Origin of the sequence: Gemmobacter lutimaris (assembly GCF_003570715.1) — a bacterium.
GTDB classification, from domain to species: Bacteria; Pseudomonadota; Alphaproteobacteria; order Rhodobacterales; family Rhodobacteraceae; genus Gemmobacter; species Gemmobacter lutimaris.
On the sequence record NZ_QXXQ01000021.1, the window covers coordinates 34,038 to 59,923 of the forward strand.

28 protein-coding genes and 6 pseudogenes are annotated in these 25,886 nt (G+C 62.1%); 21 read left to right on the forward strand and 13 right to left on the reverse strand.

What is annotated here, in order from left to right:
* Positions 1–89 precede the first annotated feature (89 nt).
* Positions 90–773 (reverse strand): annotated as a pseudogene (locus D2N39_RS20745) (tyrosine-type recombinase/integrase); the annotation flags it as partial.
* An 82-nt stretch (positions 774–855) separates the two neighbouring features.
* Here D2N39_RS20745 and D2N39_RS20750 point away from each other — a divergent pair.
* Complete coding sequence (locus D2N39_RS20750; protein WP_119136687.1) at positions 856–1,269, forward strand: transposase; 414 nt, start codon at positions 856–858, stop codon at positions 1,267–1,269.
* Here the strand turns inward: D2N39_RS20750 and D2N39_RS20755 are convergent.
* A pseudogene (locus D2N39_RS20755) lies at positions 1,253–1,399 on the reverse strand (IS3 family transposase); the annotation flags it as partial. The gene D2N39_RS20750 and the pseudogene D2N39_RS20755 sit on opposite strands and share 17 nt — an antisense overlap.
* 3 nt (positions 1,400–1,402) lie before the next feature.
* Here D2N39_RS20755 and D2N39_RS23715 point away from each other — a divergent pair.
* From D2N39_RS23715 to D2N39_RS20770, 3 pseudogenes are all read left to right on the forward strand, one after another.
* Positions 1,403–1,567 (forward strand): annotated as a pseudogene (locus D2N39_RS23715) (IS3 family transposase); the annotation flags it as partial.
* Positions 1,568–1,932: pseudogene (locus D2N39_RS20765) on the forward strand (IS30 family transposase); the annotation flags it as partial.
* Positions 1,933–1,936: 4 nt separating this feature from the next.
* Positions 1,937–2,239: pseudogene (locus D2N39_RS20770) on the forward strand (integrase core domain-containing protein); the annotation flags it as partial.
* 141 nt (positions 2,240–2,380) lie between these two features.
* On the opposite strand, the gene D2N39_RS20775 reads toward D2N39_RS20770, so the two are convergent.
* The 3 genes from D2N39_RS20775 to D2N39_RS20785 form a co-directional block, all read right to left on the reverse strand.
* A complete protein-coding gene (locus D2N39_RS20775; RefSeq protein ID WP_119136688.1) occupies positions 2,381–3,223 on the reverse strand; it encodes a hypothetical protein in 843 nt (280 codons plus the stop codon).
* 215 nt (positions 3,224–3,438) lie between these two features.
* Positions 3,439–4,077 carry a hypothetical protein gene (locus D2N39_RS20780; RefSeq protein WP_233557340.1) on the reverse strand — a complete coding sequence of 213 codons (639 nt, stop codon included), beginning with the start codon at positions 4,075–4,077 and terminating at the stop codon, positions 3,439–3,441.
* The gene (locus D2N39_RS20785; RefSeq protein WP_119136689.1) at positions 4,074–4,274 is read right to left on the reverse strand and encodes a hypothetical protein; all 201 of its coding nucleotides are present in this window, start codon (positions 4,272–4,274) and stop codon (positions 4,074–4,076) included. Before D2N39_RS20785 ends, D2N39_RS20780 begins: the two co-directional genes overlap by 4 nt.
* Before the next feature lie 402 nt (positions 4,275–4,676).
* On the opposite strand from D2N39_RS20785, the gene D2N39_RS20790 reads away from it, so the two are divergent.
* The 16 genes from D2N39_RS20790 to D2N39_RS20865 all read left to right on the forward strand — a co-directional run bounded on the left by D2N39_RS20790 (position 4,677) and on the right by D2N39_RS20865 (position 20,984).
* Positions 4,677–5,015: a hypothetical protein gene (locus D2N39_RS20790; RefSeq protein ID WP_119136690.1), complete on the forward strand. Its 339-nt coding sequence runs from the start codon at positions 4,677–4,679 to the stop codon at positions 5,013–5,015.
* A complete protein-coding gene (locus D2N39_RS20795; protein ID WP_233557343.1) occupies positions 4,999–5,613 on the forward strand; it encodes a lytic transglycosylase domain-containing protein in 615 nt (204 codons plus the stop codon). The genes D2N39_RS20790 and D2N39_RS20795 overlap by 17 nt, the downstream gene beginning before the upstream one ends.
* Before the next feature lie 12 nt (positions 5,614–5,625).
* Positions 5,626–5,925: a TrbC/VirB2 family protein gene (locus tag D2N39_RS20800; protein ID WP_119136692.1), complete on the forward strand. Its 300-nt coding sequence runs from the start codon at positions 5,626–5,628 to the stop codon at positions 5,923–5,925.
* A 15-nt stretch (positions 5,926–5,940) separates the two neighbouring features.
* Positions 5,941–6,207, forward strand: a complete 267-nt coding sequence (locus D2N39_RS20805; protein ID WP_108129919.1) for a VirB3 family type IV secretion system protein — start codon at positions 5,941–5,943, stop codon at positions 6,205–6,207.
* Entirely contained in the window at positions 6,197–8,539 is a 2,343-nt protein-coding gene (locus D2N39_RS20810; RefSeq protein ID WP_119136693.1) for a VirB4 family type IV secretion/conjugal transfer ATPase, read from the forward strand. Before D2N39_RS20805 ends, D2N39_RS20810 begins: the two co-directional genes overlap by 11 nt.
* Positions 8,540–8,781: 242 nt before the next feature.
* Positions 8,782–9,873 (forward strand): lytic transglycosylase domain-containing protein, encoded by a 1,092-nt coding sequence (locus D2N39_RS20815; RefSeq protein ID WP_158589893.1) that lies wholly within the window; start codon positions 8,782–8,784, stop codon positions 9,871–9,873.
* Positions 9,870–10,667 (forward strand): type IV secretion system protein, encoded by a 798-nt coding sequence (locus tag D2N39_RS20820; RefSeq protein ID WP_119136695.1) that lies wholly within the window; start codon positions 9,870–9,872, stop codon positions 10,665–10,667. The genes D2N39_RS20815 and D2N39_RS20820 overlap by 4 nt, the downstream gene beginning before the upstream one ends.
* Positions 10,668–10,669: 2 nt before the next feature.
* Entirely contained in the window at positions 10,670–11,149 is a 480-nt protein-coding gene (locus D2N39_RS20825; RefSeq protein WP_119136696.1) for a hypothetical protein, read from the forward strand.
* The gene (locus D2N39_RS20830) at positions 11,131–12,147 is read left to right on the forward strand and encodes a type IV secretion system protein (RefSeq protein WP_147373532.1); all 1,017 of its coding nucleotides are present in this window, start codon (positions 11,131–11,133) and stop codon (positions 12,145–12,147) included. Before D2N39_RS20825 ends, D2N39_RS20830 begins: the two co-directional genes overlap by 19 nt.
* Positions 12,148–12,195: 48 nt before the next feature.
* Positions 12,196–12,876 carry a virB8 family protein gene (locus D2N39_RS20835; RefSeq protein ID WP_119136698.1) on the forward strand — a complete coding sequence of 227 codons (681 nt, stop codon included), beginning with the start codon at positions 12,196–12,198 and terminating at the stop codon, positions 12,874–12,876.
* A 1-nt stretch (position 12,877) separates the two neighbouring features.
* Positions 12,878–13,594 carry a TrbG/VirB9 family P-type conjugative transfer protein gene (locus tag D2N39_RS20840; RefSeq protein ID WP_119136699.1) on the forward strand — a complete coding sequence of 239 codons (717 nt, stop codon included), beginning with the start codon at positions 12,878–12,880 and terminating at the stop codon, positions 13,592–13,594.
* A complete protein-coding gene (locus tag D2N39_RS20845) occupies positions 13,591–14,910 on the forward strand; it encodes a TrbI/VirB10 family protein (RefSeq protein WP_119136700.1) in 1,320 nt (439 codons plus the stop codon). The genes D2N39_RS20840 and D2N39_RS20845 overlap by 4 nt, the downstream gene beginning before the upstream one ends.
* Positions 14,910–15,896 carry an ATPase, T2SS/T4P/T4SS family gene (locus tag D2N39_RS20850; RefSeq protein WP_108129910.1) on the forward strand — a complete coding sequence of 329 codons (987 nt, stop codon included), beginning with the start codon at positions 14,910–14,912 and terminating at the stop codon, positions 15,894–15,896. The genes D2N39_RS20845 and D2N39_RS20850 overlap by 1 nt, the downstream gene beginning before the upstream one ends.
* 64 nt (positions 15,897–15,960) lie before the next feature.
* Positions 15,961–18,120, forward strand: coding sequence for a hypothetical protein (locus tag D2N39_RS20855; protein ID WP_108129909.1), 2,160 nt, complete (start codon positions 15,961–15,963; stop codon positions 18,118–18,120).
* A 2-nt stretch (positions 18,121–18,122) separates the two neighbouring features.
* Positions 18,123–20,093: a type IV secretory system conjugative DNA transfer family protein gene (locus tag D2N39_RS20860; protein ID WP_108129908.1), complete on the forward strand. Its 1,971-nt coding sequence runs from the start codon at positions 18,123–18,125 to the stop codon at positions 20,091–20,093.
* A 645-nt stretch (positions 20,094–20,738) separates the two neighbouring features.
* The gene (locus D2N39_RS20865; RefSeq protein ID WP_108129907.1) at positions 20,739–20,984 is read left to right on the forward strand and encodes a helix-turn-helix domain-containing protein; all 246 of its coding nucleotides are present in this window, start codon (positions 20,739–20,741) and stop codon (positions 20,982–20,984) included.
* A gap of 202 nt (positions 20,985–21,186) precedes the next feature.
* Here D2N39_RS20865 and D2N39_RS20870 read toward each other — a convergent pair whose 3' ends face one another.
* Genes D2N39_RS20870 through D2N39_RS20900 form a run of 7 tightly spaced genes read right to left on the reverse strand, consistent with a single transcriptional unit; the run spans position 21,187 to position 24,844 of the window.
* Positions 21,187–22,002, reverse strand: a complete 816-nt coding sequence (locus D2N39_RS20870) for a hypothetical protein (RefSeq protein ID WP_145693643.1) — start codon at positions 22,000–22,002, stop codon at positions 21,187–21,189.
* Between the two features lie 20 nt (positions 22,003–22,022).
* A complete protein-coding gene (locus tag D2N39_RS20875; protein ID WP_108129905.1) occupies positions 22,023–22,340 on the reverse strand; it encodes a hypothetical protein in 318 nt (105 codons plus the stop codon).
* Between the two features lie 53 nt (positions 22,341–22,393).
* On the reverse strand, positions 22,394–23,029 hold the full coding sequence (locus D2N39_RS20880; protein WP_108129904.1) for a hypothetical protein: 636 nt from the start codon (positions 23,027–23,029) through the stop codon (positions 22,394–22,396).
* Positions 23,030–23,332: a Dabb family protein gene (locus tag D2N39_RS20885; protein WP_407645609.1), complete on the reverse strand. Its 303-nt coding sequence runs from the start codon at positions 23,330–23,332 to the stop codon at positions 23,030–23,032.
* A complete protein-coding gene (locus D2N39_RS20890; protein WP_199725330.1) occupies positions 23,332–23,952 on the reverse strand; it encodes a LysE family translocator in 621 nt (206 codons plus the stop codon). The genes D2N39_RS20885 and D2N39_RS20890 overlap by 1 nt, the downstream gene beginning before the upstream one ends.
* Positions 23,949–24,476 carry an anthrone oxygenase family protein gene (locus tag D2N39_RS20895; protein WP_145693642.1) on the reverse strand — a complete coding sequence of 176 codons (528 nt, stop codon included), beginning with the start codon at positions 24,474–24,476 and terminating at the stop codon, positions 23,949–23,951. The genes D2N39_RS20890 and D2N39_RS20895 overlap by 4 nt, the downstream gene beginning before the upstream one ends.
* The gene (locus D2N39_RS20900) at positions 24,473–24,844 is read right to left on the reverse strand and encodes a hypothetical protein (protein ID WP_233557346.1); all 372 of its coding nucleotides are present in this window, start codon (positions 24,842–24,844) and stop codon (positions 24,473–24,475) included. The genes D2N39_RS20895 and D2N39_RS20900 overlap by 4 nt, the downstream gene beginning before the upstream one ends.
* Before the next feature lie 105 nt (positions 24,845–24,949).
* On the opposite strand from D2N39_RS20900, the gene D2N39_RS20905 reads away from it, so the two are divergent.
* Positions 24,950–25,576 carry a TetR/AcrR family transcriptional regulator gene (locus D2N39_RS20905; protein ID WP_108129901.1) on the forward strand — a complete coding sequence of 209 codons (627 nt, stop codon included), beginning with the start codon at positions 24,950–24,952 and terminating at the stop codon, positions 25,574–25,576.
* 203 nt (positions 25,577–25,779) lie between these two features.
* Here D2N39_RS20905 and D2N39_RS20910 read toward each other — a convergent pair.
* Positions 25,780–25,886: pseudogene (locus D2N39_RS20910) on the reverse strand (IS5/IS1182 family transposase); the annotation flags it as partial.

The window sequence follows — 25,886 nt, forward strand, 5'->3', positions numbered from 1 at the left end:
CATCGGCTGGAAGGGCAGGCACACGAAATTCTTCGCATCCTGCACGCGCCTCAGAACCTGCTGGCCCTATCCCAACGACGCCTGACCCGTCACAACCCCGCGGCCTTGGTCAGGTTGATGCGGAACCTGTCCCTGCGGCGCTGGTAACGGCGGGTCATTTCTGCGCTGGCATGACCGAGCTGCTTTTGAACATAGCGTTCATCCACCTCGGCACTGCTGGCAAGGCCCGCGCGCAGGGAATGGCCGGAATAGAGCCGGATCCGCTCCGCCTCTGGCAGATCGGGGCGCAGGCCCGCCTAGCGGGCGCAAGACTTGATCAGCCGAGCGACATGCTTGTCGGAAAGCCGCTCGGACGTGGCGCTGAGCCCGTTACGGGAAACCGCGACGAACAGGGGGCCGAAATCGATTTTCGCATAGTGCAGCCATTGCGTCAGGGCATGGACCGGGCAGGTCTGGTCGGCCGAGCCGCGTCCGATCTCGACCTCGCGCCAGCCGGTTTTGCCGCGCAGGGTGATCAGCACACCATCCTCCAGCACCTCTGCCCAGCCGCCAGAAGTGGGCGTGTCGTCCTTGCCGTGGTCCAGACTGACGATCTCGGACCGGCGCAGTCCGCCGGCAAAGCCGATCAGCAGGATGGCGCGATCACGCAGGCCGCGAAGGTCATGGGGCAGGGTGGCCAGCATGTCGCGCAGATCCTCGGGCAGGATCGCTTCCTTCTGCACGGGCGGGCGGCCGTGCTTGCGGCGGATACCGGCCAGAACTGTGGCGATGTAGTGAGCTACTCCCCGAAAATCGGACAGTGACGGAAGCTACGATCTGACGTCTGCTGGTCTCCAAGAGCGAGGAGATCAGGACATGTCGAAACGCAGGAACCATGATGCGGGGTTCAAGGCCCGCGTGGCGCTGGAGGCCGTGAAGGGCGAGCGCACGGTGTCGGAACTGGCCGCCGAATACGGCGTGCATCCGACGATAATCCATCAATGGAAGAAAACTTTGCTGGACGGCGCGGCGGAGATCTTCGATCGGGGCGGCAAGAAGGCTCCCGAAGTCGATGAGGATACGGTGCGGGCGCTTCATGCGAAGATCGGGGAGCTGGCGGTCGCCAACGATTTATATGAGAGAGATTCTGTCAATAGCGCACGCTTGATCACTCGACCGTTGGATCACGGGCGTCATGCTGGGCTTGTAGTGCCATTTGCCGATTGGGCGATCCATGCACCCTATGTTGTTGCAGTCAACCGACTCAAGGCAGGTCATCGACCACGGTAAGGATCCTGAACCGGCGGCCATCCGTCAGCTGATCCGACACAAAATCCAGTGACCAACGCTGGTTTGGCAGCAGTGGCGGCACCACCGGGGCCTGCGTTCCCATGGCACGTTTGCGCCCACCGCGACGGCGCCCAGGCATCGCCACAACTGGCCAGTCAGCTGGCTGTGCGATGTGCTGGAGGTCTCGCGTTCCGGCTTCCACGCCTGGCTCATCCGCCCGACAAGCACCCGCGAGATCCGCGACGCCAGGCTGGTCACGGTGACCGAGACGAGCTTCAAGGCCAGCGACCGGACCTATGTCCGAGATGCCATTGCCGCGACGATCAACAATTTACCTGCCCACCTGCGCCGCTCTTTGACCTGGGACCAGGGGCCGAGATGGCCCAACACACGCAGCTGCGGATCGACACCGGTCTCGAAATCTACTTCTGCGACCCTCAGAGCCCTTGGCAACGTGGCAGCAACGAGAACACCAACGGTCTGCTCCGGCAATACTTTCCCAAGGGCACGGACCTCAGCCAACACGGCGTAGACGAGCTGAATGCCGTTGCCCACGCGCTAAACACGCGCCCCAGGAAAACACTGGGATGGCAAACACCAGCCAAAGCTCTCGACCGGCTGCTCATTCAGGATATGATCGAAGGTGTTGCGACGACCGGTTGAATCCGCCCAATATCTGTCCATTCGCTACAGCGAACGGCTGGCCGGGGCGGGCATCGAACCCTCGGTGGGCAGCGTCGGCGACAGCTACGACAACGTGCTGGCCGAGACCATCAACGGGCTCTTCAAAGCCGAAGTGATCCACCGCCGTGGCCCGTGGCGCAGCTTCGAGGCCGTCGAATACGCAACCCTCGAATGGGTCGACTGGTTCAACAACCGCCGCCTGCTCGAGCCGATCGGGAACATCCCGCCCGCAGAAGCCGAGGCAAACTTCTACGCAACTCTGGAAACAGAACCCATGGCCGCGTAACTAACCGAAATCAGCCTCCGGAGAACCCGGTGCGGTTCACCTTGCTGGATTGCTCTTGGCAGTGAGCTTCCGTGAAGAGACCATGCTATTGTCGTCAATTACGTATTACACCTTCGGCTTTCGCCATCAGGTCTCTTCTCTCTACTGTGCAATCTCGCCAGCGAGTACGGCTAGTCCGTGCACCGCAAGTGAAGCAGCGAACCTCGGACATCCGAACTGGCCCTCCATTCTGGCGACACGAGCATCATAGGCAATTTGACCGATTAGTCTGCGTAAATCCGCCGCGTGAAACTGCCAGTTCTTGCTGGGCGCTGCCGAAATCAGTCGCTGCAGTTCCAAGTCTTCCGGCTTCAATGCGCGCATCGGGGTTGCATATGCATCGCGTTTCAGTGGGGCATCCGGCGAAGTCCGCCACCGGCGCATGAAGCCCAGAAGAAACCCCGCTGGCACGGCCGCATTGCCACGCGACCGGTTAAATGCAAGGAAGCGCTCCCAAATGACTTGTGTGTCGACGTTCCAGCAAGCGAGCGACGCCTTCGCAGCCTTGATCAGGGCCGCCCACGGCGTTCGGTAAACGTTGGTTCCCTCCGCAATCTTGATCCTCCCCGCGAAGATAGTTTTGTTCTTAGACTCTCTAGATAGTGATGTGTCGCTTGGGGATGACACGACATCTGGCGACGCATCGACATCGTCTTGCCCCCCGAACCGGAAGAGCCACGGCGCGAACTTGCCATTCGGCTTCCACCGGACGAGTTCCAGGCTGGACGCAGCGAGCTCGGCCAAGAGTGCCGTCAGATGCTGTCGTGACACCCCCATCTTCTCGGCGAGATGCGCCAGCGTGAAGGCGGCCGTCCCGCGCTCAAGTCCGTTGTAGCCGTCTTTCCAGGCGATCCCGTCGAGGATGATGGTCGCAAGCTTGTGCGCCGCTGTGGAAAGTGGTGTTTCGGTGATGCGGCGCAGGATGGCGCCGGTGGTGATTTCCATGATGTGTCGTTCCGTCTTGGGGCGACACCAGACCGCAAGGTACAAAGAATCGATCCGTCAAAAGTGTTTGCCGGTTGAACGGACCCAAAGCTCGCGCTAGATTCCCACTACCACGAGGAAATCAGTGCGGCGTCGGGCCTATGGTCTGGCGTCGTTTCCGTTTCTGGGGAGGGCGGTCTTTCGATCGTTGCAGGAGCGGAAGGTCGTTAAGGGTCTCAGTAGTGAACCTCCTCATGTCCGTAGCTGCCTTTGGCATCGCGCCATTCGACGAACACGGACCGGTGCCGGTAGCCGAGACAATCCGCCGGGACAGAGAGATCTGACGTGGCTGGCACAGCAGACACACTGCTTCGGCGACGGTGGTATTTGCCTTGTGCGCCATAGGAGCCCAGATAGACGCTTTCTGAACTTTTACAGCCGCCATCCCGATTTCGGTGTTGCTGATAGGTGATTTCGAAGACGCGGATCGACCGCACGAAATCAAACGAAGGGTCAGAGATATCAACATCCGCCCGCCCCTGGACGAACTGCAGGGCCAGGGGCGTTTCCGGAACTGAGTCGATCGGCACCGGCCCACCACGAACTGCGATGTCGAACAGGTGCTCAATTGGTTTCACCTCGCCATGGAAACTTGCCCGCATCGGGCAATTCCAGATCTGCAGCGGCGGCTCGATCGGCCAGGGCGTGATGCGCCGGATGAAGACCGCGCGGGCACGAGTGCATTCAATCGAGGCCGGCCAGCCCCCTGCGAGACAGAGCAGGATTGCGCAGTCGACCGGGTAGGCAGCGGCCGGTGAGACGACGGCGGTCGAAAGCCCGATACCGAGAAGCAGGGCAGGGAGGTGACGTTTCACGGAAGGTCCTTTCCGGCGGGGATGGTGCTGATGAGACGGGCGTAGGCCTCGGTCGCGGCGCGAGCCTCGTGCAGGACGCGGGCGCGCTCTTCATCGAGGCAGGCGATGTGTTCCGTGATCGACGAGAAATACGCCTCGAACTCTGCGGCGATCTCCATGCGGTACTCGGCCAGGACGTCGACAGGCAGATCGGTCATCGGTGCTTCGGGTGGCAGGCAACGAATCACTTCGGGTTGTGCTGAGGCGGGGACCACACCGAAAGGGGCGCAGGTTGCGACGGCGAATGCGACACGCAGCACGCCCACCTGGCGCAAGAGCCGTCCTCGGATCGGCAGCGGAACTGGGGGGCAATTTCCCTTGTTTCGCTGGCCGTGCAAAGCATTTCGGCCATCGGATTTAATTGGCAAATTTGATCCTTCCTCCGGCAGCCGCCTGCTCTTCTGGCCGACAAGGTGCGACCCTTTTCGAACGCCATTTCAGACTTATTTCATCGTATTTGTCATTTTTACGTTGTATGCGCCATACTTTCTGTTAGGCATCGCTGCACGGAAAACTTTCCGCTACAACGATCCCCGAGAGATCGAACCCGAGGGGATCCCATGACGACGAAACGGCGTGCGCTGCCCGTCTTGCTGGAACGTGACTTCCGCAAGATGGCGGCCACTGAGGGAGCGACAGTTGAGATCGAGTGTGTTTCGGCGCCGGACCCTGAGGGGCGATTTTCCGGCGAATGGCTGTTCTATGTGGTCAACAGTGCCGGTGAGCGTTTCATGCTGGTCACGGCTCTGGCCCGGGAACGGGTGGTCAACTCGCCGATTGGCATGTTCGGTCTCGCTTTCGGGAAGCTCGCCCTCGATCATCTCGACGTGCCTGCTATCGCTGGCGATGTGCGGCGTGGCATGCGGAGCCTCGCAGGCGGACGTGATCCGGTGGAATGAACCGGAAGGGCAGGGAACGGAGATCGAATTCGCCTCACTTGAGGCATCAGTCCTACGCTATGACGGCCAGGGAAAGCTGATTGTTCCGGCGCGTCCGGATACGGAAGAACAAGTCCGGGAAGGGGCAGGGGCAACGACCGAGGTCTCCTATAGCTCCAAGGGCATCGCGGCACCGGCCGAGGTGCTGCCCGCAATCCGGCTTGTCGCGGCCCGGTATCAGGATCATCCCGCCCTGGCTAAGATTGATCTTTCTCCCAGGGAATGGGCCGCGTTCTTTCAGGCGATGATCAAGGTCGAAAGCAACTATTCACAGAGAGCTGTCAGCTCCGCCGGAGCAATCGGTCTTGCCCAATTGATGCCCGGCACCGCACGTTCTCTTGGCGTCGATGCGGGCCAGCCGATCGAGAACCTTGACGGCGGTGCCCGCTACCTTCTGGAGCAACTGGCTGCATTCGGCCGCCTCGACCTTGCCCTGGCCGCTTATAATGCCGGGCCGGAGGCCGTCCGGAAGCATGATGGCATTCCCCCTTATCGCGAGACCCGGACCCATGTCCGACGGGTCTTCGCGACCTATGACCGCATTCTTGCGGAAACCTGACGGAAGGACCCCATGCAGAAATCACATCTCATTCTCCTCGCGCTGGCCGCGGGGCTGGCTCTGGCCATCCATGCGGAACCTGCACTGGCACAGGTAAAGTTCGCAAAGGCTGAGAAGGTGGCCACTGGTCTGCTGGCCTCCTTGCGCGGCACGCTGTCGACAGCCTTTTTCGGCATCGCCTTCGTGGTGACCGGCTTTCTAGCGGCCTTCAACCGGATCAGCTGGGCCTGGGTGGCGCTGGTCGTGGTCGGCGCCTTCCTTGTGTTCGCAGGGCCTGCCATCGTCGCCAACCTGCGTTCGTCGTTCAGCTGAGGCGAGGCCAGCCCCATGGAGAAAAGCGCGGTCATCCTCGGGCTCTCGCGGCAAGCCAGGTTTCTCGGCCTGCCGATGCCCTATGCCATGGCGGTGGGCGCGATGACCGTGCTGCCCTTCATCCTGTTCAAACCGGTCTGGTGGTTCCTGACCGCCCCCGTCTGGTACGGGTTTGCCCGTGTTGCCACCAAGTTGAACCCGAACGGGCACCATGTCTTTGCCGTCATGATGCAGGTGACGCCGCTGGCCATCCTGAACCGGAGGCGGCGCCATGTTTCTTGAGCGCACGACGCCGCGGGGCAGGGCAGGACGGTTGATCCCGGCCAACCCAAAGATCTACGCCCATCTACCTTACGTCATCGAGCTTGATGACGAGGTCGTCCGCACAAGGGACAATGCGCTGATGCTGTCGCTTGAGGTGACCGGCATCGACGGGGTTACGTCAGGCGCGGCTTCGGTCGCAGCCCTTCGGGCAGGCTTCGCGCATCTCCTCGACACGCTCGATGAGCGTTTCACCTTCTATCTGCACCGGATGATGCGTCCTGCAGAGACCGGCATCGCGCCGATCCATGGGCTGAGCTTTGCAGCCGACATCGACAGGGCCTGGCGGCATGAGCTTAGCCGCCGCAACCTGCAGGACTCGGTGTTGATCCTGACCGTCGTCCGGCGACAAGTGACCCCGCTGGCTGTTCCGCTCTTTGGCAAGGCTGCGGCCCGGGTCTGGGGCGAAGACACCGCGCGGCGTCTGGAAGAGCTGCGTGAGGTGGTCTCCATCCTTGAGACCGGTCTTGGCATCAAGACCCGCAGGATGAAGATCAGTGATGGAAGCCTGATCGGCTTTTACGCCTCGCTTCTGACCGGTGAGTTGCGGGCGCACCCGCGCAGCCCGTACTGCCTCCTTGCGGAAGACGCCGCCGGTGCCTCCGTGCAGTTTGGCAAGGGCGTGGTCGAGATCGAAGAGGGGACGTCCACCCCGAAACTCGCCACCGTTCTCTATGTCAAATCCTATGCCAATGCGACCTGGCCCGGCATGCTCGATGCGCTCGGGGCCACGCAGGATACAATCATCACCCACAGCTACACGCCGATTGAACGGGGCAGCATCGCCGAGCGGGTGAAGCGCCGCGTGGCCCAGATGCGATCGGCTGAAGACATCGCAGCCACTGTCGAGGCACAGCTCTTTGAGGCGGCGGACAAGGCCGAGAGCGGCGCACTTGGCTTTGGCGTGCATCAGATGACGATCACCGTTTTCGCAAAGACTGAGGCCGCCCTCGACTCCGAGGTCGCCCGCATCCGCGGCATCGCGCATCAGAACGGCATGCGGCTCGTGCGCGAAGTCACGGCACTCGAAGCCGCCTTCTTCGCCATGCATCCCGGCAACATGGAGTATCGGGCGCGCGACATGACGGTGTCGTCGATCAACTTCGCCGATATGGCCGCGCTGCACGCCGCCGACACTGGCACGGAGAAGGCGCGTCTGCCTTGGGCGACGCCGATCACGGCCTTTCAGACGCTGCAGGGCTCGCTGCACCGCTTCAGCTTCCACGAACCGGGCGACCCGACGGCTGAGCCGACCAACGGGCATACTCTCGTCCTCGGAAAATCCGGCGGGGGCAAGACAACGACCGTCGCCTTCCTTGCGGCCCAGGCGCAAAGGGCAGGGGGCCGGACGATCATCTTCGACAAGGAAGCCGGTCTCAGAATGGCCGTGCATGCCCTTGGCGGTCGCTATGCCGAAGTCCGCGCGGGACGCCCGACAGGGCTGAACCCGCTCGCGACTGAAGCCGGAGAGCGCGGGGAAGCCTGGCTTCTCGACTGGCTGGTGGCCCTTCTGGAATCCCGCTCCGGGCCAATGACGCCCCTGCAATCGGAGGCGCTCAAATCCGCCATCGCCCAGAATGGCAAGGCACGCGAGAGGCTCAGGAATTTCCATAGCTTTCAGGAGCTCTTCGGGGATGTCGGCGATGGCCTCGATCTCGCGCAGCGTCTCCGCGAATGGGGACCGGACGGCCGCTACGGTTGGGTGTTCGGCGAAGCCAAGGAGCCGGTGGTCGACTTCACCAGCGATGATGTGACGGCCATCGACCTGACGGAAATCCTTGATCTCGGCACCGAGCGCACCGCGATCCTCGGCTATCTCTTCCGCCGGATCGAGATGCTGATCGAGGAAAAGCGCCCGACGCTGATCCTGATCGACGAGGCCTGGAAGGTTCTCGACGATGAATATTTCGCCAAAAAGCTCGCCGAATGGCTGGTGACGGCCCGGAAGAAGAACGTCGTCGTCGTGATGATGACCCAGTTTCCAGGCCAGATCCGGGGATCGAAAGCCCGGTCGATCCTTGAAGCGCTGCCGAACCAGCTTCTCTTCCCGAACGGCGAAGCGGCATCGAGCGACTATGACAGCTTCCGCCTGACCGACGGCGAGCTGGACTTCGTCCTGAACCCGATCCCCGGCCAGAGACTGGTCCTGTCACGGTCTCCAGGCGGCTCGACCGTCCTCAATGTCGATCTGAAGGCACTCGGGCCTTTGCTGACAGCACTTGGGGGCGGGCAGGCCGGTCTGAATGCCTTCGGTGCCGACTACGCCGCGCGGCCCAAATTCTGGAAGGAATGATTACTCAATGAAATCAATATATTACATAAGTATCCTTATGGGCTTTCTTGGTGTTGCGCTCGCGGGCTGTGGAGAAGTGCCGATCCGGAAAACCAATTGCTGGGCGCAATCTGGTTCCACTGTGACCAGTTCCACAAAGGGCGCAAACCCGACTTCGTACCCTGCCTCGCGCGTGGACAGCTCGCCGGCCGATGTCATTCCTTGCCGTTAGATCACCAGCCTCAGTCAGGGCGCTTGTCTTGATGATTACGGTTCTGCCTCTTGCGGCGCTCGCACGCGGCGTGCCGATTGCTGACGGCAAATCGATCATCCAGCACGGCCTCGAGATCGCGCAGATGAGCAGCTTGTCCGCGGCGCGGGAGCTTGAGACCGACAAGAAGGCGCGGATTGCCGAGCTGCATCAGGAACAGCTTGATGCGCTCGACGCCACGCTGGCGATGATGGCCGGCCAGACGCCTTGGATCGGTGATCTCGAGGTGATCCCGGGGGCCGAGGCCGAAGTCCTCTATGATGTCGAGGATGACAGCCCCTATGCGGCGCGTCTTTTCGGGGATGGCAAGACCGGTATCGAAGAGATGATCATCGCCACGGCGAAGAAATACGCGGGCCACCCGGGGCTCGCGCGGGCTGGCCTCAATCCGGTCGAATTCCGCATCTGGTTCCAGAGCCTTGTGAAGCAGGAATCCGGGTTTTCCATCGGGGCACGCTCGCCTGTCGGCGCTTTCGGCCTGACGCAGGTGATGCCGGATACGGCAAAGGATCTCGGCATCTATCCCGCCTATTACGACGACCCGATGCTGCAGCTCGATGGGGGTGCCCGGTATTTTCTGACCCAGCTCAACAAGTTTGGCTCAGTCCCGCTGGCGCTCGCCGCCTACAACGCCGGTCCCGGCAATGTCTCGAAATACGGCGGTATCCCGCCCTTCAAGGAAACCCAGGACTACGTCGTCCGCATCACCGGGTTTTTCAATACCTATGCGGGACAGATCAGCGGCATTGATCAGGTCGGCACTTTCGATCCGCGCGACATGGCGATCGCCACGGCCTCCAATGTCTCGGACGCCGGGCTGCACTATGGCATGGAAGCGAGCCTCGAGATCGAGGCCTCGCTGAAACGGCTTCGCGTCCTCATCGAGAAGATCCCGACCACAAGTTCGGCCAAGGAAGCGCTGGATCTCAACAGCTATGCCCGGGCCGAGGTGGCGCGGATCGCGCTGATGGTCGACAGGGTCAAGGCCGCAAGGGTCAAGGTCGACCAGGCCCGCTACGCGCTCTGGATCGAGGCTTATGCCCGCGACGCAACATTCATCAAGGTAAGGGCTGGTTCCGAATGATCCCTACGCGCATCCGGGGCGTCAGTGCCCTTCTCCTCACCGCATCCCTGGCGCTCCCGATGACAGCGGCGGCCCAGGGCGTGCCCACCATTGACCTCACCAGCATCGCCAAGATCGGCGAGGTGCTGGCGCAAGCCAAACTCCAGGTGCGCGAGATGATCGCCTCGAATCTGAAGCTGGACGAGCAGATCCTGAAGCAGATCGAACAGATCGCCACCCTGAAGGCGCAGCTTGACGCGCTGAGGAACGGGCTGACACTGGAAGCACTCGGCATACCGGACCCGGAAACCTTCTTTGACGATATCCTTCCCGATGTCGCCGATCTGACGGGCGGGCTCATCGCCGCGAGGGATGGCAAGTACGCCCTGATGACCACCTCAGGCAAGGTCGGCGACAAGCCCGCAGGAGAATTTGTCTCCGACTTCTTTGCCTCGGTCGGACTTGATGTGAAGACAGTCGATACGCTTGCGAAAAGCGAGGACCCGGGTGCGGCGCGGATTGGCACGCAAGCCAACACGGCCGCCTTCCTGTCGGCCGCGGCGGAAACATCCTCGGTCAAGGCGTCCGAAAGCCTCGAACGGGTGCACGAACTGGTCCAGGAGATCCCGGACACTGAAGGGCTGAAAGAGGCCATCGACCTCAACACAAGGGTCACGGCCGAGCTGTCCATCGCCATGGCCAATATCTGGAACATGGAATCCGCCCAGCTCATGGGAATGGGGGAAGCCGGAGTCATGGATGCCGCGACGGCCGCCGAGGAAGAGAAGTTCATCAAAGTGATCCGAAAGGAATGAGAATGAGGAAGCTCCAACAGAAGCCCTTCAGCGCTGCGCTGATCCTGGCGACCCTGTGGACGGGGATGACCTCGGCCGAGGCTCCTGCTCCAGCCGACATGGCCCAGGAAGAGGCCTTCCTCAACGTCCTGCCGAAGGTCGAGGTGCCGGACGACGTCCAGCCGATCCCGGGCGCGGTGAACGAAGAGTTCCGGAACTGTGAGGCCCAATGGCCGCCGGAATATGCCATGAGCCAGAAGGGGCCTGAGGCCCGTGCCTATCGGGATATCTATGGCTACGTGAAGGTGCGGAACGTGATCGCCACAAGCGACTGCGCCTGTGCAGGGAAAGTTGCCGCCTGGTCCGACGTAGACCTCATTGCAGCTGCTATCCGCGAAGAAGCCGGAAAAGAGCGTCTGAGTTGGCAGGACACCAAGGCGGTCTTCGACGCCTCGAACGAGATGTTTCCCGTCGCCGAGACCATGTGTGGCGGTTCCTTCTGATGGACAGCGTCTCGACCATTCTGACGACTTTGGATGAAGCGATCACCGCGGCGGGCCAACGGTTTTTCGAAGCAACAGCCAGCGCCGTCGGCCCGATCTACACGAGCCTCCTCGCCCTCCTCCTCGTCATGGTCGGGATCAATGCCGCCCTTAATGTCTACCGGATCGCCATGCGCGATGCGGTGCAATTGGCCTTCCGCATCGTGATGGTGCTGATGTTCGGTCTCACCTGGTCGAACTTCAGCCAGATCTATCAGGCCGCCAGCAATGGTCTGAGCGATCTGGCACTGGAGTACTTCCGCCTTGGCGGCGGCGGTGTCGCGACCTCCGCCACAGCAGCCATGGATGACATGGCCAACATGATGGCCGGAAACGTCGACTCCGTTTCGTCCGCCATGTCCTCGATCATGCGCGGCTTCGTGGCCGCCATCCTCTATGTCGTCCTCGGTATCCTGATGGCGGTTTATGTCTTCATCGTCGGCTTCGCCAAGCTGATGATCGCCTTCCTTCTGGGTGTCGCCCCGCTCGCCATCGGGGCCACGATCTTTGAGAAGACCAAGGGCATCTTTGAGGCCTGGCTTTCGGCGATGATCGGCTATCTGATGTACCCGGTCGCTTCCGCAGGGATCATCGTTGCCGTCGTGACCGTCGCGCATGATGTGTTTCGGAATGCGGATGCGGTCACCGATCTCGGCTCGATCCTCGGTTTCTTCGTCATCGTCTTTGTGGGCATCTTCGCCCTGATGGCCATCCCGAATGCCGTGACGCATATCACCGGCCAGATCAGCCTCGCCAGCATCGCACCCCAAGCCCTCCGGGTTGCGGGCAAGCCTCTCGAAAAAGCCAGCGACTATTCCGCCCGACGCATGAACGAGTTCCGCTCCGGCTTCATGACCGGCAAGACCGAACATCACCATTTGCGCGATCAGGCGCGGTCGGATGCCGAGCAGGGCCATGCCGCACGGATGCGGCTGGGCCAGTTCATCCGCGACAGCTGATCCAGCCACCCGACAGCCGCGCCAACCCCCGTTTTCCGGAGCAAGACCATGACAGGTTCACCCCCTGAATTGAGAAGTTTTCTCGAAGCCGAGATGTTCTTCGGCGTGAAGAAGCGCGAACGCATCGCCTACGCGGTGGCGGGCGGCGGGCTCGTCATCGGCCTCATGGGGATGATCGCCATCGTCACCCTCCTGCCCCTGAAAGAGACCGAGGCTTTCCTCGCCATCGTCGACAAGGACACCGGTGTGGCCGAACGCGTGGTAGCCGTTGAGAAGGCCGGAATGGAACAGGCCGAGGCCATCCGGCAAAGTTTGCTCTTCGCCTATGTCACCGATCGCGAAACCTATGACCAGCACGACAACGAGATCCGGATTCTCCGCGCCTATACCTGGTCCGAGGCCAATGCGAAGTCTTCGCTCGTGGCGCTCTGGACGGAAGGAGCCCCGAACTATCCGCCGAAGCTTTATGGCGAAAGTTCCAAGGTCCGGGTCGACATCCTCTCGATCACACCGGTGACCGAGACCACCGCACAGGTGCGCTTCACCAAGACCTGGGTCTCGGATGGCGAGGGCATCCCGGACCGGGAAGGCAAGTTCACGGCGACGGTCACCTACCGGTTCGAGCCAACCAGAGAAACTGCGCTCAATCTCGTCTGGCAGAACCCGACCGGGTTCGTCGTGACCGACTATCGCCTCACATCCGAGGCCCTCACCCCTTCGGGAGGCTGACATGACGCCAGGTTTGACAATTTTCGCGGCGGGTCTTATGGCCAGCCTCACTACCCTGCCCGCCCTCGGCGAAACCGCGCCCAAATCCGGTCGTCATGACGCAAGGGTGACCTATGCCAGTTATCAGGAGGGTCAGGTCTACCGGATCACCACCCGGCTCAGGACAGTGACCCTCGTCGAGCTGGGCGACAGCGAGAAAATCCAGTCCATCGCCATCGGCGATCTCGAGAGCTTCAAGATCGACAAGCTCGAGCGGTCGAACCTCTTCATCATCAAGCCCGTGGTCGCCGGTGCCACGACCAACCTGACGGTCGAGACCCAGAAGAACATCTACTTCCTGCAGGTGACGGAAAGCGCCAAAAGCAGTCCGAACTATTCCGTGAAGTTCACGGTCCCGGGCAGCTTCCGGGCCACCTCGCCCGGAACAGACATCCCGGCGGCCTTGCCCATGACCTACAAGATCATGAAGAAGGGCAAGCGGCTGCCCGACTTCGCGCCGGTGTCGATCTCGGATGATGGACGGAAGACGACCTTCGTCATCCCGCCCGGCGCGCCGATGCCGGTGATCTTCCGGGCTGATGCCAAGGGGCAGGAATATTCGGTCAACTCCGCCGTACGCGGCACGAGGATCACTGTCAGCACCCGCTCGGAACGCTGGGTTCTGCGCTACGGTGATGAATATGTTTGCGTAACCGCGGAAACGGGGGGCGGCCAATGAGCGAGGAAGATCAGGACGGCAAACTCGCCGCGCGCATGGCCCGCATGAAACCTGCCGAGGCGCCAAAGCGCCGCCGTGGCGTGAACCCTTACGCGCTTTCGGCCGTGACTGCTGTGGCGGGTGTCGGCGTCGGGGCTTGGCTTGTCCTCGCCGCGCCAGAGGCCCCTGCCCCGGCACCTGCGCTGGAGACCGCCTCAGTCAGCGATTTCCAGGGGGATGGCGGCGCCGACGGGTTTTCGATCACGAAAGAAAAGCCGCAGATCGTCCCTGCCGTCCCGGATACTTCCGAAGCGGACCGGCTCAAGGCCGAGATCGAGGCCCTGAATGCCCAGATCGCGGAACTGAAGGCCAATCCGGTGACCGTCACCGATGAGGCCGCGCTTGCGGATTTGAAAGCGCAGGTCGCGGCCCTTGATGCGGATGCAAAGGCACGGGAGGCCGCCCTCTCCGACCTGGAACGCGAGAACATCCGGCTTCAGACCGAACTTGAGACCAAGGCGCTCGTCGAGGGTGATGCCGAGGCCGAAGCGGCCCGCGCCCGCGAAGAGGAACTGGCCCGGAGGCGTCAGGAAGCCGAGATGCTGAAAGAGGCGCAGATCCATTCCGACATGGTCGCGATGCGCTCTTCCATGGATATGGGCGGGGAGACGGGTGGTGCCGCCCCGACCGGTCCTGGAGGTGGAGGTGCCGCTGCCACGGGCGACGACGCCTTCCGGCGTGCGGGGGCCAAGTCGGCCGAGGCCCGCCAGGCGGAGGTAATCGCCAACCCTGCCTATACCGTGATGCAGGGCACCCTGATCGAGGCCTCGCTGGAAACCGCCGTCAGCACCGATCTTTCCGGCAATGTCGCTGCCATCGTCAGTCACGATGTCTGGTCATTTGACATGTCCCGCGTCCTGATCCCACGTGGGTCCCGTCTCTTTGGCCGCTACGACTCCGACGTTGATGCCGGTCAACGCCGGGTGCTGATCGCCTGGGACCGGATCGTGACCACCGATGGCCAATCCGTCGAACTCGCGGCTTACGGCACGGACCGCATCGGGCGCTCCGGCCTGCCCGGCAAGGTGCGCAATCACTTCCTGCAGCGCTTCGGCACCGCCGCCCTGATCTCGGTGATCGGAGCGGCGCCCGCCATCGCCGCCGCGAAATACGCCGATGACGAAGTGGCATCTGATACCGCCGAAAATGTCGGCAATGATCTCGGCGAGGCGGTGAATGAGGTGATGGCCGACTACCTGCGCATCCCGCCGACGATCAGCGTCAATCAGGGGGCTGTCGTCATGGTCCGGGTCGACGCCGACATCGAGTTCTACTGATGAGCTACCTCGACACCTATCTCGGGCAGCTCGACACGGCGCTCTCTGACCCGGCCGTCATGGAACTTGCGATCAACGCCGATGGCACGATCTGGGTCGAGAGATCAGGCCAGATCCACATGGGGCCGAGCGGGCTTGCGCCCCTGCCCGCGCGCTCGGTGCGCGATCTCGCCGCCCAGATCGCCAATTCCACCTCGAACACCTTTACCGAAGCCGCACCCCTCATCTCGGCCACTGTGCCCTACCGCGATCTGATGCTGCGCTGTCAGGTGGTCGGCACGCCCGCCGTTTCGGGTGGCACCGTCATTGGTATCCGGGTGTTTCGGTCCCGGCAGGGGGACACGAGGCGCGCGCCGCGTTCCTTCAGTTTCTTGCGCGGACAGGAAAAGTCCCTCGAAGAGGAGCGGCGGGCCATGGTTGCGGAAATCCGCGCCGAGTCTGAGGGGGCGGATGTCGATGCCTTCCTCGCGCGGCTCGTCAGCGAACGGCTGAACGTCATCGTCTCGGGCGGCACCTCGACCGGCAAGACCGAGCTTGGCCGCAAGCTTCTGGAGATGGTCGCCCCGGACGAGCGCATCGTCACCATCGAGGATTCCCTCGAACTCCTGCCGGGCCAGCCCAATACCGTAAGCCTGATCGCGCAGCGGGACGAGGCCTCCCCCCGCTCGGCAGACAAGCTTTTGCAGGCGACCCTGCGCCTTCGGCCCGACCGGATCATCCTCGGCGAATTGCGCGGGTCTGAGGCTGCGACGTTTCTCGATGCGATCAACACCGGCCATTCCGGCTCCTTTACGACGCTCCACGCCCATTCGGCGCGAAAAGCCATGGACCGGCTGGCGCTTCTCGTCATGGCGCAAGGCACAAAGCTCAGCTTCGCAGAGGTGATCCGTTACCTCGAGACCTCGATCGACGTGATCCTGCAGATGGGCCGCCAGGGCGACCGCCGCGGGATCACGGAGATGTATTTCCCCGGGCTCGAGGACTGACAGACTGCGGTCTTTGCCCTCCCTTTCCACTTTTGATTGGCCTGCTGGCTGAAAGGTTGCATTCATGGACCAAGACATTGACGGCCTGCAGACGAAAGTGGCCGAAGAGCGGAAGAAGGAATACTTCTCCGTCCGCTCGGCCTTCTCCGGGACTTCGCAGGAGTTCGAAGATCCGCGTCTTGCCGGCGAGGCCTTCTTCCGGGCCGATCCGGCCGAGCGGCCTTCGGTGACCCATATCGACGGCAACTCCGCCCGGACCATGGCTCATACGGAAACCCACGGGACACACGAGAGGGGAGAGACACGTTATTTCAAATCGCTGCCGGACTCGCATGCCCCCGATGCGGAATTCCGGGCCGGGTTTGTGGCGGCAATGGAGGCTTCGATCTCTGAGCGCCTGGAGAGGGTCGAGTTTGGCAAGGACGGGGCGAAGGCCGTCGAGAGGCTGGATGCCGGGCTGAAGGACGATCTGGAAGCCTTCGCGCGGCGGGAACCGGAAAAGGCGGCCGCGCTCTGGAATGAGCATACAGGTGAAGTTCCGCCGGGGCCGACCCTGCGCGCGGCCGTCGAAGCCCGCGAAGCTGACGCGGACCGCGAGCAGCAGGCTGAGTTCGCGTCGCGTGCAGAAGGGCCGAAAGTCGTCGCTTCAGGGGACTGGGTCACGACGGACCGGAACGTGGAGCTGCGCCCCGTCGCGGTCGCAACCGAGCGCGGCGTCCACGCAGGCTATGACGCGTCCGAAAGCGGTGGTGAGGGGGTGATCAGCTTTTCGGAGCGGACCTTCGCGAACAGCTGGGAGGCACTGCGGCATGCCTGGGATTTTTACGAAGGCGGCGAAGAAGGGCTGGAGCTTGCCGTCAGCCGGGCCGCCGCGGTGGATCGTGACGCTGGCGAAGAGATGGACCGCGGACCCTCGGGCCTCGTGCTCGAACATCGCGAACAGCCGGAATTCCCCCGCCCTGAGACTGCGATTTATGCGGGCGAAGACGCCCAACTGGTCCTCACCCTCGGCCGTGACACCGAGGCCTCCCGCGATATTGCGGAACGCCTGGTTGCCGATCCTGCGTTTCGGCAAGTGGTGGCCGAGCATATTCCCGATGCCGAGGCCACCCTTGGCACCGGCCGGTTTGTCGACGGCCAAGGCTCCGCAGGGTTTCTGCCCGATGAACTCCTGGCCATCACCTCCTATGGTCGTGATGGCAGTGCCGAGGTGCTGGCCAAGTTCCCGGACGAAGGGCCGCTGAGCGAAGCCCTGGCCAGGCATCTGGCTGAAAGCCCGGTTCTCACGGCCCATGTCGAAGAAGAACGGCTGCGCAGCGACTTCACGGCTGATCCAGCGCGGGCCATCTCCACCTGGGTGGCGCAGTCGAGCGCCCGGATTGATCGGTTGCCGTCGGACCGACAAGAAGACCTTCGTGCCGAAATGCAGAGCATCGCCAAGGAAGCTGCAGCAGCCTTTGGCCTGGATCGGGAGCAGACTGGCCACGAGGTCTCTCCCCGCTCGACCCTCTACAGCACGGCGATCAGCCCGACGATCTTGACCGTTGGCGGCGAAGAGACGGGGCTTCAATCCGGCGGTGCCGAAAGCCTGCAGGGAAGCCTGACCCTCAACGCCCGCCTCGCAGGCATCGACGCCGAAAAGCTTGGCAAGCGTCTCGAAACCGGTGCCGCCAACGCCCGTGAAGAGGAAGCTTGGGTGAAATCCGATCTCGCCGACGTCGCCAGGCGTCACGGCTATGACCTCGACAACACGCAAGGCCGCAACGCGGCCGCAGAACGCCTGGATCGCTTCTACCAACGCGCCGCCGAGATGATCCAGTCCGCCCGTAGCATCGACGCTTCGAGAGCCCCGGACCCGATGGTCGAGGCCCTGGACAAGATGGCGAAACTCCATGTCCGGCAAGGCTCAGTCGCCTTCCGCAACGAGGCCCAAGCACGGGATTTCGCGGAAGAGATGAAAGAAAGGTACGGTGCTAATGTGCTGAAAGATATCGCCGCCGGACGCACTGACGCCTTGGCCAAGGATGTCCCCGAGGCCAGTGCCTGCCAAGCCATGGCTGCGGCCGTCATCTCAGCGGCAAAAGAACACCCCTCTCTCGGCCTCAGTGCCCATGAGGTGGAAAGCGCCGAACGTCGCATGACGGCCGAGGCCGGTCCCAGGCCGCCGGAGCACACGCGCGCGTCTGGTCATGACCGAGCGCATGCCCAGGACAGGGAGTTCTGATCATGCAACGTATCGCGCTTCTCCTCCCGATCGGTCTGTCGGCCGGCCTGCTCGTGGGCCTTATTGCCGGCGGCCTCGCGCTGAACCTGATCCTGGGGCGCGACCCGAACGCGACCGGCATATTCGTCCTGATCGAGGAATTCCCCGGCTTCGCACGGCTGACCTCCGTGCCTTGGGTTCTGCCCTGGCAGATTGTCGGTGCCTCGACTGTGGTCTTCACGATCGCCGCGGTCGCCCTGACCTTCCGCCAACAACTGACGGGCTATGGCCAGGCCAAATTCCAGGCTCGCGCCGAGATGAAGGCGAATGGCCTCTTGCAGCCCTTGGGCGCAGGCATGGTCTTCGGCAAACTCGGGACACCTTCAAAACGCGCGCCTTACGTCAGCGCCACGTTCCAGAAGTTCCCGCATTGTCTCGTCGTCGCACCCACGCGCGCCGGGAAAGGTGTGGGCTATGTTATCCCGAACACCCTCCTCTTCAACGGCAGCATCGTCGTTCTCGACGTGAAAGGGGAGATATTCGAGGCCACCTCGCGGCACCGGCAGGCCGAAGGCGATGCGGTCTATCGCTTCTCGCCTTTCGACTTCGAGCACCCGACCCATCGCTACAACCCGCTCGAGCGCGTCTCCCGCATTGAAAATCCCGAACAGCGCTACACGGAGCTTGCCAAGATCTCGGACTACTTCCTCACGGTTTCGGACAAAGGGACGGCTGGTGATTTCCTGACCGAGGGGCGCGAACTGTTCGTAGCTGCAGGGCTTCTGGCGATCGAGCGGGGCAAGCCGACCATCGGCGAGATCAGCCGCATCCTCTTCGGCCGTGGTGCCACGCAGGAGGTTTACGGCGAGCATGCCGAGGAGGTGAAACACCCCAATGCTGCCCAAACCTTCCGCAAGTTTGCAGGCTACTCCGACCGGACCCTGTCGTCCCACGCCTCGGTCCTGGGCGGTGCGGGCATGACACTTTGGAACAACCCGGCGGTGGATCGGGCAACCTCCGGTAACGACTTTTCCTTCACGGATCTGCGCAAGCGCCCGATGTCGATCTATGTCGTTGTCAACGCCGATGACATCCGCACCCTGTCACCGCTGGTGCGGCTCTTCTTCGGCGAGCTCATTGCGACAATGCGCTCGACCCTCCCCGACCCGAAATCTGAGCCTTGGCCGGTCATGGTCATGCTCGACGAATTCGACCAGCTCGGGCCAATGCCCATCGTCGAACAAGCCCTGAAACAGCTCGCGGGCCACGGCGCGCGCGTCTCGATCATCACCCAGTCGATCCCCGGCCTCGACAACATCTATGGCGAGAACGTCCGCATGTCGCTCGAATCTGCCGCCGGGATGAAGCTCTACCTCGCGGCCAACGACAAGAAGACCGCCGGAGAGATCTCGGACGCCTTGGGCAAGACGACCAAGCTTTCGGTGTCGGACAGCGTGTCGCGGGATCGGGACTTCATGCAGCGGCGATCGGTCAGCCGACGGTTGGAGGAGCGGCCCCTCCTGACACCCGACGAGGTGCGGAGGCTGAACCCGGATCAGGCCATCCTTGTCCCGGAACGGCAGAATCCGCTTTTGGTCCATCGGATCGTTTATTTCCAGGATACGACCTTCAAGACCCTTTTCGAAGCGCAGGCGGGACCCCTGCCCTATCCGCCGAAGGAGGCTGCCGCGGTTCAGGTTTTAACCGCGCGAATGGAAGCGCTGGAGCGGCGGCTGGCCGAAAAAATGGTGGTGGATTTCGTGCGAGCGGAAAAACCGGGATCGGCTTCGGCCATGGCCGAACCAAAACTGGCGGCGGAACTCATGGCGGCGGAAAAGCCAATCCTCGCGCAGAATGGCCAGTCCGGCGAAGGTGCCAACCTGCCAGATTCGTCAGGACCGGACGCAAATCTTGCGGCCTTCCGGCCAGACCAGATCGTTGCTGTGGCGCGCATGCGCAGGTTCACCAGGAAAATACAGGAAATGGGAGCATGAGATCTCTTCTGGTGAACCACGGGCACTTTCTACGACAGAGGCACCCCGGCAAGCGTTCCTGGAGCTCTCAGATCGTAGCTCACCGGGATAGGGACGGGCTTTCCGGCGCACTGCCGGATCAGCTGTCTACAGCTCCTCACCTATCTCAAGCGCAGCGAGACTTCGCAGCATCATGGTCAGGGCTTCAAACGTCATAGCTTCGCTTCGAACAACAGTTGTTCCGATCACCCCCCTGCAATCATATCCTCCTCGCAAACCGATGGTGATTTCGAACCTTGATCCGTTCTTCGGCGCGCAGAGAACCCGCGGAAGCGACCAGTTGCAGGAATCCTGTGGCAGGGATGGCGCGGCTTCCAGTCCAAGACCAGCATCGAGCAGGATTTCAAGGACAATATCCAGGGTCCTGGCCGCCGCGGACCGATCACATCGCCTCTGGGATGTGACTGTCGGAACAACTGATTGCGGCGCCGTAAACATTGCAAGAAACGCGGCAAGTCTCCTCTGAACAACCTTGTCGTTTGAAAGCTTTGAAACTGTCACCCCGATACCCTCAACTCGGACACTGCGGCCGCAACCATCGCGTGGCCCACGAATGTATCTTAAAACAGGTAGAGTTAAAAGCGGTGATGCACAATAGCATCCCGCATGAAAACCACGCCCCGGAGCCCGCTGCGCGACGTCCTCGCCCGCAACATGCGACTGTTGCGCGCCGAGAAAGGCTGGTCACAGGAGTTTCTGGCACATGAAGCGGGCCTGAACCGCACCTATCTCAGCGCCGTCGAGCGCGGTGAGCAAAACATCTCACTCGACAACCTCCATCGCATCGCTCAAGGACTGAACGTCGATGCCTGGTCGCTGTTGAAGGAAGAAAACCCGAGGGGCGTTTCATAAACCTCTCTGCGCGCTCAATGAAAGTTATGTCCCGCTAACATGCTCATCCTGAGAAGAGTGAGCCCCCATCGTTTGGACAGTTTCCGGGACGATTCAAGCGACTCTCTGCCTCAGTTGGCCTGTCAGATCGCCCCCGTCACATTGAATTTGCAAGATCATCAGAGCTCGGGGCGCGCCGGAATTGGCCCCTTTTTCGGTACTCTCAATCATCCGGGACAAAACCCGCAACATCGACAAACTGGCCATCGGTGAGGCAATGCTCCAGCGAAACGGGAATAATTAGATTGACCGCCAGCCGCGTGACGCTGGCTGCAAGATCGCCAAGCAGCACCTCGCTGGCGCGCGGCGAGAGACCCGCCACGGTAATTTCGAGTCCCTCCTTCACGCCACAGCCCCGCCGCCTGGGCGTCAGGTGTAGCTCGCAGCCTTTCACCTCTCCGGCGATCGTGGAGCACCACCGCCATCCGACGATGGTCACTCCGAGATCATCCCTGAGCCAGATCAGATCCTGATTTGCACCCATTCTGATGCTCGGGGAATAGTGGACCTGGCACGCTTTGGCTGCCCCCTCGACGCGCTGCAGCCAAGCCGTTCCGGTCGCCTTTTGACCTACCCAAACTGCCGCCCGCGACAGATCGCCCGCGAATGTCTCCAGCTGGCAGAGATCCGGGTCGGTTTGGGAAAATGAGAACGCCGTATTGAAGCGCGCTCCGGGCAGGTTGCTCAGCGCCGGGGGCAAACCCTCCTCCGGACGCCCCTTCATTCGCGGCGAGTGCGCTCCGATGAACAGCGGATAGGCGCAGCTCCCCGCCGGCAGATCCGCGCATTGCGGCAATATGGTCTCGGCGGCGATCAGGATCTTCGAATAAAGCACCTTCTTCGCCTGCACGGCAGAAGAGAGCAGCAGCACCGCAGCAATCGAGTAAACGGGAACAGCCAGTATCCGCAATCGCCTGGATCGGGTGCGGCGATCATTCTGGTGGACAGGCAATATGTTGCGCTGTGCTGATCTTGACATTCTCGTCCCTCAAGCCGTCGTCACATAGCCGCCAGCACGAAGCCCATCCAAAGTGTGAAGCATGCGGCGAGGATGATGAGTATCTCAAGTTCTACAGCCGCAGTCAGGCCCCTTCGGCGACGATGTAGCGTCACGGGATAAAGCAGAAAAGCGGCGAACCCCGGCAAAAACGCGGTGCTGAACAAGAACACCAGTCCCTTTGGCGGGCCAGGCGGAGCGTTTGACGCCGCCCTCGTCCCCTCGGGCAATACCAGAACATCCGCCACCACCACACAAAAAACCCCAAGGATCAGGGCGGCGGCGCAGCCAGCAAGAACCCCTGACAGACGGGCCAGCATCCGCGGGCGCGATGTTTCCCTGTCTGTGGCCGCGCTTCTCTTGGCGTCTCGTGTCATATTTCAGTGCATTCCCCGAAACCCAGCCCCAGTGTGCCACCTAGGACCTTGGCTCGCTTGCGGAAATCCTCGGTGCAGAAGATCGCCCCGGTCACCTCATCCGCCCAGAGGCTGCGCCCCAAGGCGGTATCCGTGCGAACGACCCTTTGAACGGGATATATAGCCGACAGTCGGACCGCCGTCTTTTGCAGATGAGGCAAGAATTGGCGCATTATCCGCGACTTTTCCAGATCGACGGTCGGTGCATAATCCATGATCAGCGCGGCCAGATAGCGGCCCGGCGAGGGCTCCTTGGCTTTGTAGAACCAGACATCCGACAGCGGCACGAATTGGTGCCTGCCCGGTGCCATTTCCTCGGCCATGGCGGCGAATTCGGTGCTGACGATCATCAGGTTGTGATGGATCCCGGCACTGTGCAGCGGGCGCACGGGCTTTTGCATCAGCTCAATCCGGCTGCGCTGCAATACCGACACCTCGGCATCATTCAAGGCGCGGGCGCCATCAAGGCTTGGCGAGAACCAGACCCCCTCCGCATCTTCGTCGTCACACAGATTCTTGCCATCCGGGGGCAGGATATGTGCCCCGATGCGGTGCGCAGCCACGAGGGAGACATCGACACAGTAAATCGTCACTCAGGCACCTTCCGCAAGACCCGCGTGGAAATCTGCCACAACCCGCAGCTCGCGCAAGGGGCGAGCGATGGATATCGAGGCGGCATAGGCCGGATGCGCCTTGTAGCGAGCCAACTCTGCTTCATCCGCGAACTCACCATAAACAACGAAATCGACAGGGGCGGACAGGGTGTCGATCCCGAGGTTGCGCCCGATCTCCACGCGGCCATGGGGGATCTGGGTCAGGAGAAGCAAGCCTTCGTAAAGCCGCTCTACATCCGCGCGATTCCGGGCGGAGAAGAACACGACATGGCGCAGCAGCATCACACCCCCACGCGCCGAAGCATGGCCAATCCCCCCGCCAGCGCAAGGAAGACGCCACCGCAGACCCGGTCCATCCGGGTGATCAGCCTCGTACCAAAGCGTCCCGCGCAACGCCTGCCTGCCGCCGCATAGGCCAGCAGGACCGCCAGGTCGATCAGTGAGAAAGTCACCGCCAGAAGCAGGTATTGCGGCAGGACTGGCGCGGCGGCATCGATGAACTGGGGGAGAAGCGCTGTGAAGAACAGGTAACCTTTGGGATTTGTGACGGCGACAAGGAAACTGCGCGAGAACAGGCGGCGCACCTCTGTGACCTGAGCCGTCGGTGCTTCGGCAGAGGCGGCCTTGCTGAAAAGCAGCCGCAGACCGATATAGGCCAGATAGGCCACCCCCAGCCATTTCACGGCCGAGAACAAAAGCTGCGAGGTGGAGAGCAGCACACCCAGACCGGCCGAGACAGCGGCGATCAGAACCAGGTCTGAAAACACCGCCCCCGCGATTCCGAAACCGGCATCGCGCAGCCCGTGGCGGGCCCCGTTGGAGAAGGCCAACAGGGAGGTCGGCCCCGGCATTGCGACGGTTAACAAAGCCGCAAGCGCAAAGGTCAGAAGGGTAATGCTCATGATCTTCTCCGGTTCTGGACAGCAGCAGTGAGTGTGGCGGCAACCAGCATCAGGCTGCCACCGGCGGCGATCATCCGGCTCAGGTTGGCCGACTGCCAGCGCGTGGAATAGGCCCGCCAGATTGTGTCGCCGCCCGGCGCCCGGGCATCGACTGCGGCAAGTTCCCGATTCAGCGGCACATTGGGCGCGACAATGCCCCCAAAGACTCCGATCATATGCACGGCAAGCCCGAGACCCAGCACCGCGGCGGCGACTCTTGCCCGCAGAACGGCCATCATGACGACCGCCAATGTCAGAGCAAAAGGCGTTCCGAAGTAGACGGCGCCGAAAAGCGGATTACGGAGAGAGGCGTTCATCACCTGCATGGCCTCGATGGCCCTGGCCGGGTTGATCATGTCCAGATCGCGCAGGGCTGAACTTTGCCGGGCAGATAAGAAGTCGAAACATGCCTCGCTGAAACTAACTGAAACTAGCAGCGGCAGGGTGAGTAATGCCGATGCCTTGAGCGGCGCAAACCACGTCATCTTGCCGAACGATGCCCCTGACGGATCAGCACTCCAATGAAAATCGCGATGACGGCGACCTGTGCCGTCAGAACGGCGGGCCATATCAGCGGAAACTGCAGGTCCAGATATTTCTGGGGGCCAAAGGACAGCATGGCCATCAGCGCGGCAAGCAGGCTGAGCACCTTGCCCGTCCGGCTGGCAAGGGGACCGATGATCAAAGCAGCAGCCGCAGTCGCAAGGGCGACAGCGAGGAACGGGGCGATTGCGAAAAGCGGAATCGTCGCGGGCGGATGCGGCGGCACCTGCGCGTAAAGGGCGCCCAGCATGACCAGTTGAAGGATGATCAGCACGCTCAGCGCGGCGGAGATCGAACGGGATTCGGACAAGATGGGCCCTCCGGCCAAAGATATGTGTAACTTATATTACGGTTGCGATAATCCGTAACTACAATTACTGATCCTGTCAACGCGGACATTCAGGAGCGAAGGTACATGCGGCAAGAAGCACAGAAGGCGCGGCGAAAAGAGATCGAGCAGGCTGCGCTGGCGCTGCTTGTCCAGCATGGTTATGCCGCGACAACGATGGCCTCTGTTGCCAAGGCAGTTGGAGCCTCGCTTGAAACGCTTTACAAATGGTATGGCGACAAGCCGGGCCTGTTCCGCGCGATGGTGCAGGCCAATATCGAGGAACTGCGTGACGGGCTGTTGATGTCGGCCGCCACATTCCGTGATCCGATTGCCGCCCTGCAGGAGTTCGGCCCCCGGTTAATCGCGGTTCTCACCAGCGAGGAAGTTGTTGCCCTGAACCGGGCGGCGGCGGCCGACCCCAGCGGCGATCTCGGTCGGATCATTGCCGAAACTGGGCGCGGCTCTATTGCGCCACAGTTGACCGGCTTGTTCGACCGGGCAATGGAGAGCGACGACCCTGCGCAGATCACCGAGATCTATCTCGGGCTACTGCTGGGTGATCTGCAGATCCGCCGGGTGATCGGCCGAATGCCGCCCCCTGACGCCACAGAAATCCGGCAACGTTCCGACAGAGCTCTGGAGTTGCTTTGCCGCCTGTTTCCAGCCTGTCCCTCAAAGCTCCCATCCGAGATTTCAGTCGCGTTCGCGTAGGGGCCGTGACTTCCCGTGATCGAGACCGGCCCATAGCCGCCGGTCGACCTCGACTTGTGCTGCCTTCCCGCGCTCTCGGAAGCTGCCGTTCATCTTGCTACGCAGCAAACACTCGGCCACGATAGTAGCGATGAGGGACTGGACAGGCCACGGACTCCGCTCCGAGCAGAAAACGCTTGTCTAGGCTCCAGACTCATTGATCGTCAAAGCCAGAACATGACGGTTGCTGCGAGGGCGACAGCAGAGAGGAAGGTCTTGGCACATCTGTCGTAGCGGGTTGCGATGCGGCGCCAGTCCTTCAATCTGCCGA

Bases quoted from the DNA above. Each gene is read 5' to 3' on its own strand.
- D2N39_RS20750 (WP_119136687.1), top strand. From the start codon at position 856: ATGTCGAAACGCAGGAACCATGATGCGGGGTTCAAGGCCCGCGTGGCG.
- D2N39_RS20775 (WP_119136688.1), bottom strand. From the start codon at position 3,223: ATGGAAATCACCACCGGCGCCATCCTGCGCCGCATCACCGAAACACCA.
- D2N39_RS20785 (WP_119136689.1), bottom strand. From the start codon at position 4,274: ATGACCGATCTGCCTGTCGACGTCCTGGCCGAGTACCGCATGGAGATC.
- D2N39_RS20790 (WP_119136690.1), top strand. From the start codon at position 4,677: ATGACGACGAAACGGCGTGCGCTGCCCGTCTTGCTGGAACGTGACTTC.
- D2N39_RS20800 (WP_119136692.1), top strand. From the start codon at position 5,626: ATGCAGAAATCACATCTCATTCTCCTCGCGCTGGCCGCGGGGCTGGCT.
- D2N39_RS20805 (WP_108129919.1), top strand. From the start codon at position 5,941: ATGGAGAAAAGCGCGGTCATCCTCGGGCTCTCGCGGCAAGCCAGGTTT.
- D2N39_RS20810 (WP_119136693.1), top strand. From the start codon at position 6,197: ATGTTTCTTGAGCGCACGACGCCGCGGGGCAGGGCAGGACGGTTGATC.
- D2N39_RS20815 (WP_158589893.1), top strand. From the start codon at position 8,782: ATGATTACGGTTCTGCCTCTTGCGGCGCTCGCACGCGGCGTGCCGATT.
- D2N39_RS20820 (WP_119136695.1), top strand. From the start codon at position 9,870: ATGATCCCTACGCGCATCCGGGGCGTCAGTGCCCTTCTCCTCACCGCA.
- D2N39_RS20825 (WP_119136696.1), top strand. From the start codon at position 10,670: ATGAGGAAGCTCCAACAGAAGCCCTTCAGCGCTGCGCTGATCCTGGCG.
- D2N39_RS20835 (WP_119136698.1), top strand. From the start codon at position 12,196: ATGACAGGTTCACCCCCTGAATTGAGAAGTTTTCTCGAAGCCGAGATG.
- D2N39_RS20840 (WP_119136699.1), top strand. From the start codon at position 12,878: ATGACGCCAGGTTTGACAATTTTCGCGGCGGGTCTTATGGCCAGCCTC.
- D2N39_RS20845 (WP_119136700.1), top strand. From the start codon at position 13,591: ATGAGCGAGGAAGATCAGGACGGCAAACTCGCCGCGCGCATGGCCCGC.
- D2N39_RS20850 (WP_108129910.1), top strand. From the start codon at position 14,910: ATGAGCTACCTCGACACCTATCTCGGGCAGCTCGACACGGCGCTCTCT.
- D2N39_RS20855 (WP_108129909.1), top strand. From the start codon at position 15,961: ATGGACCAAGACATTGACGGCCTGCAGACGAAAGTGGCCGAAGAGCGG.
- D2N39_RS20860 (WP_108129908.1), top strand. From the start codon at position 18,123: ATGCAACGTATCGCGCTTCTCCTCCCGATCGGTCTGTCGGCCGGCCTG.
- D2N39_RS20865 (WP_108129907.1), top strand. From the start codon at position 20,739: ATGAAAACCACGCCCCGGAGCCCGCTGCGCGACGTCCTCGCCCGCAAC.
- D2N39_RS20870 (WP_145693643.1), bottom strand. From the start codon at position 22,002: ATGTCAAGATCAGCACAGCGCAACATATTGCCTGTCCACCAGAATGAT.
- D2N39_RS20875 (WP_108129905.1), bottom strand. From the start codon at position 22,340: ATGCTGGCCCGTCTGTCAGGGGTTCTTGCTGGCTGCGCCGCCGCCCTG.
- D2N39_RS20885 (WP_407645609.1), bottom strand. From the start codon at position 23,332: ATGCTGCTGCGCCATGTCGTGTTCTTCTCCGCCCGGAATCGCGCGGAT.
- D2N39_RS20890 (WP_199725330.1), bottom strand. From the start codon at position 23,952: ATGAGCATTACCCTTCTGACCTTTGCGCTTGCGGCTTTGTTAACCGTC.
- D2N39_RS20895 (WP_145693642.1), bottom strand. From the start codon at position 24,476: ATGACGTGGTTTGCGCCGCTCAAGGCATCGGCATTACTCACCCTGCCG.
- D2N39_RS20905 (WP_108129901.1), top strand. From the start codon at position 24,950: ATGCGGCAAGAAGCACAGAAGGCGCGGCGAAAAGAGATCGAGCAGGCT.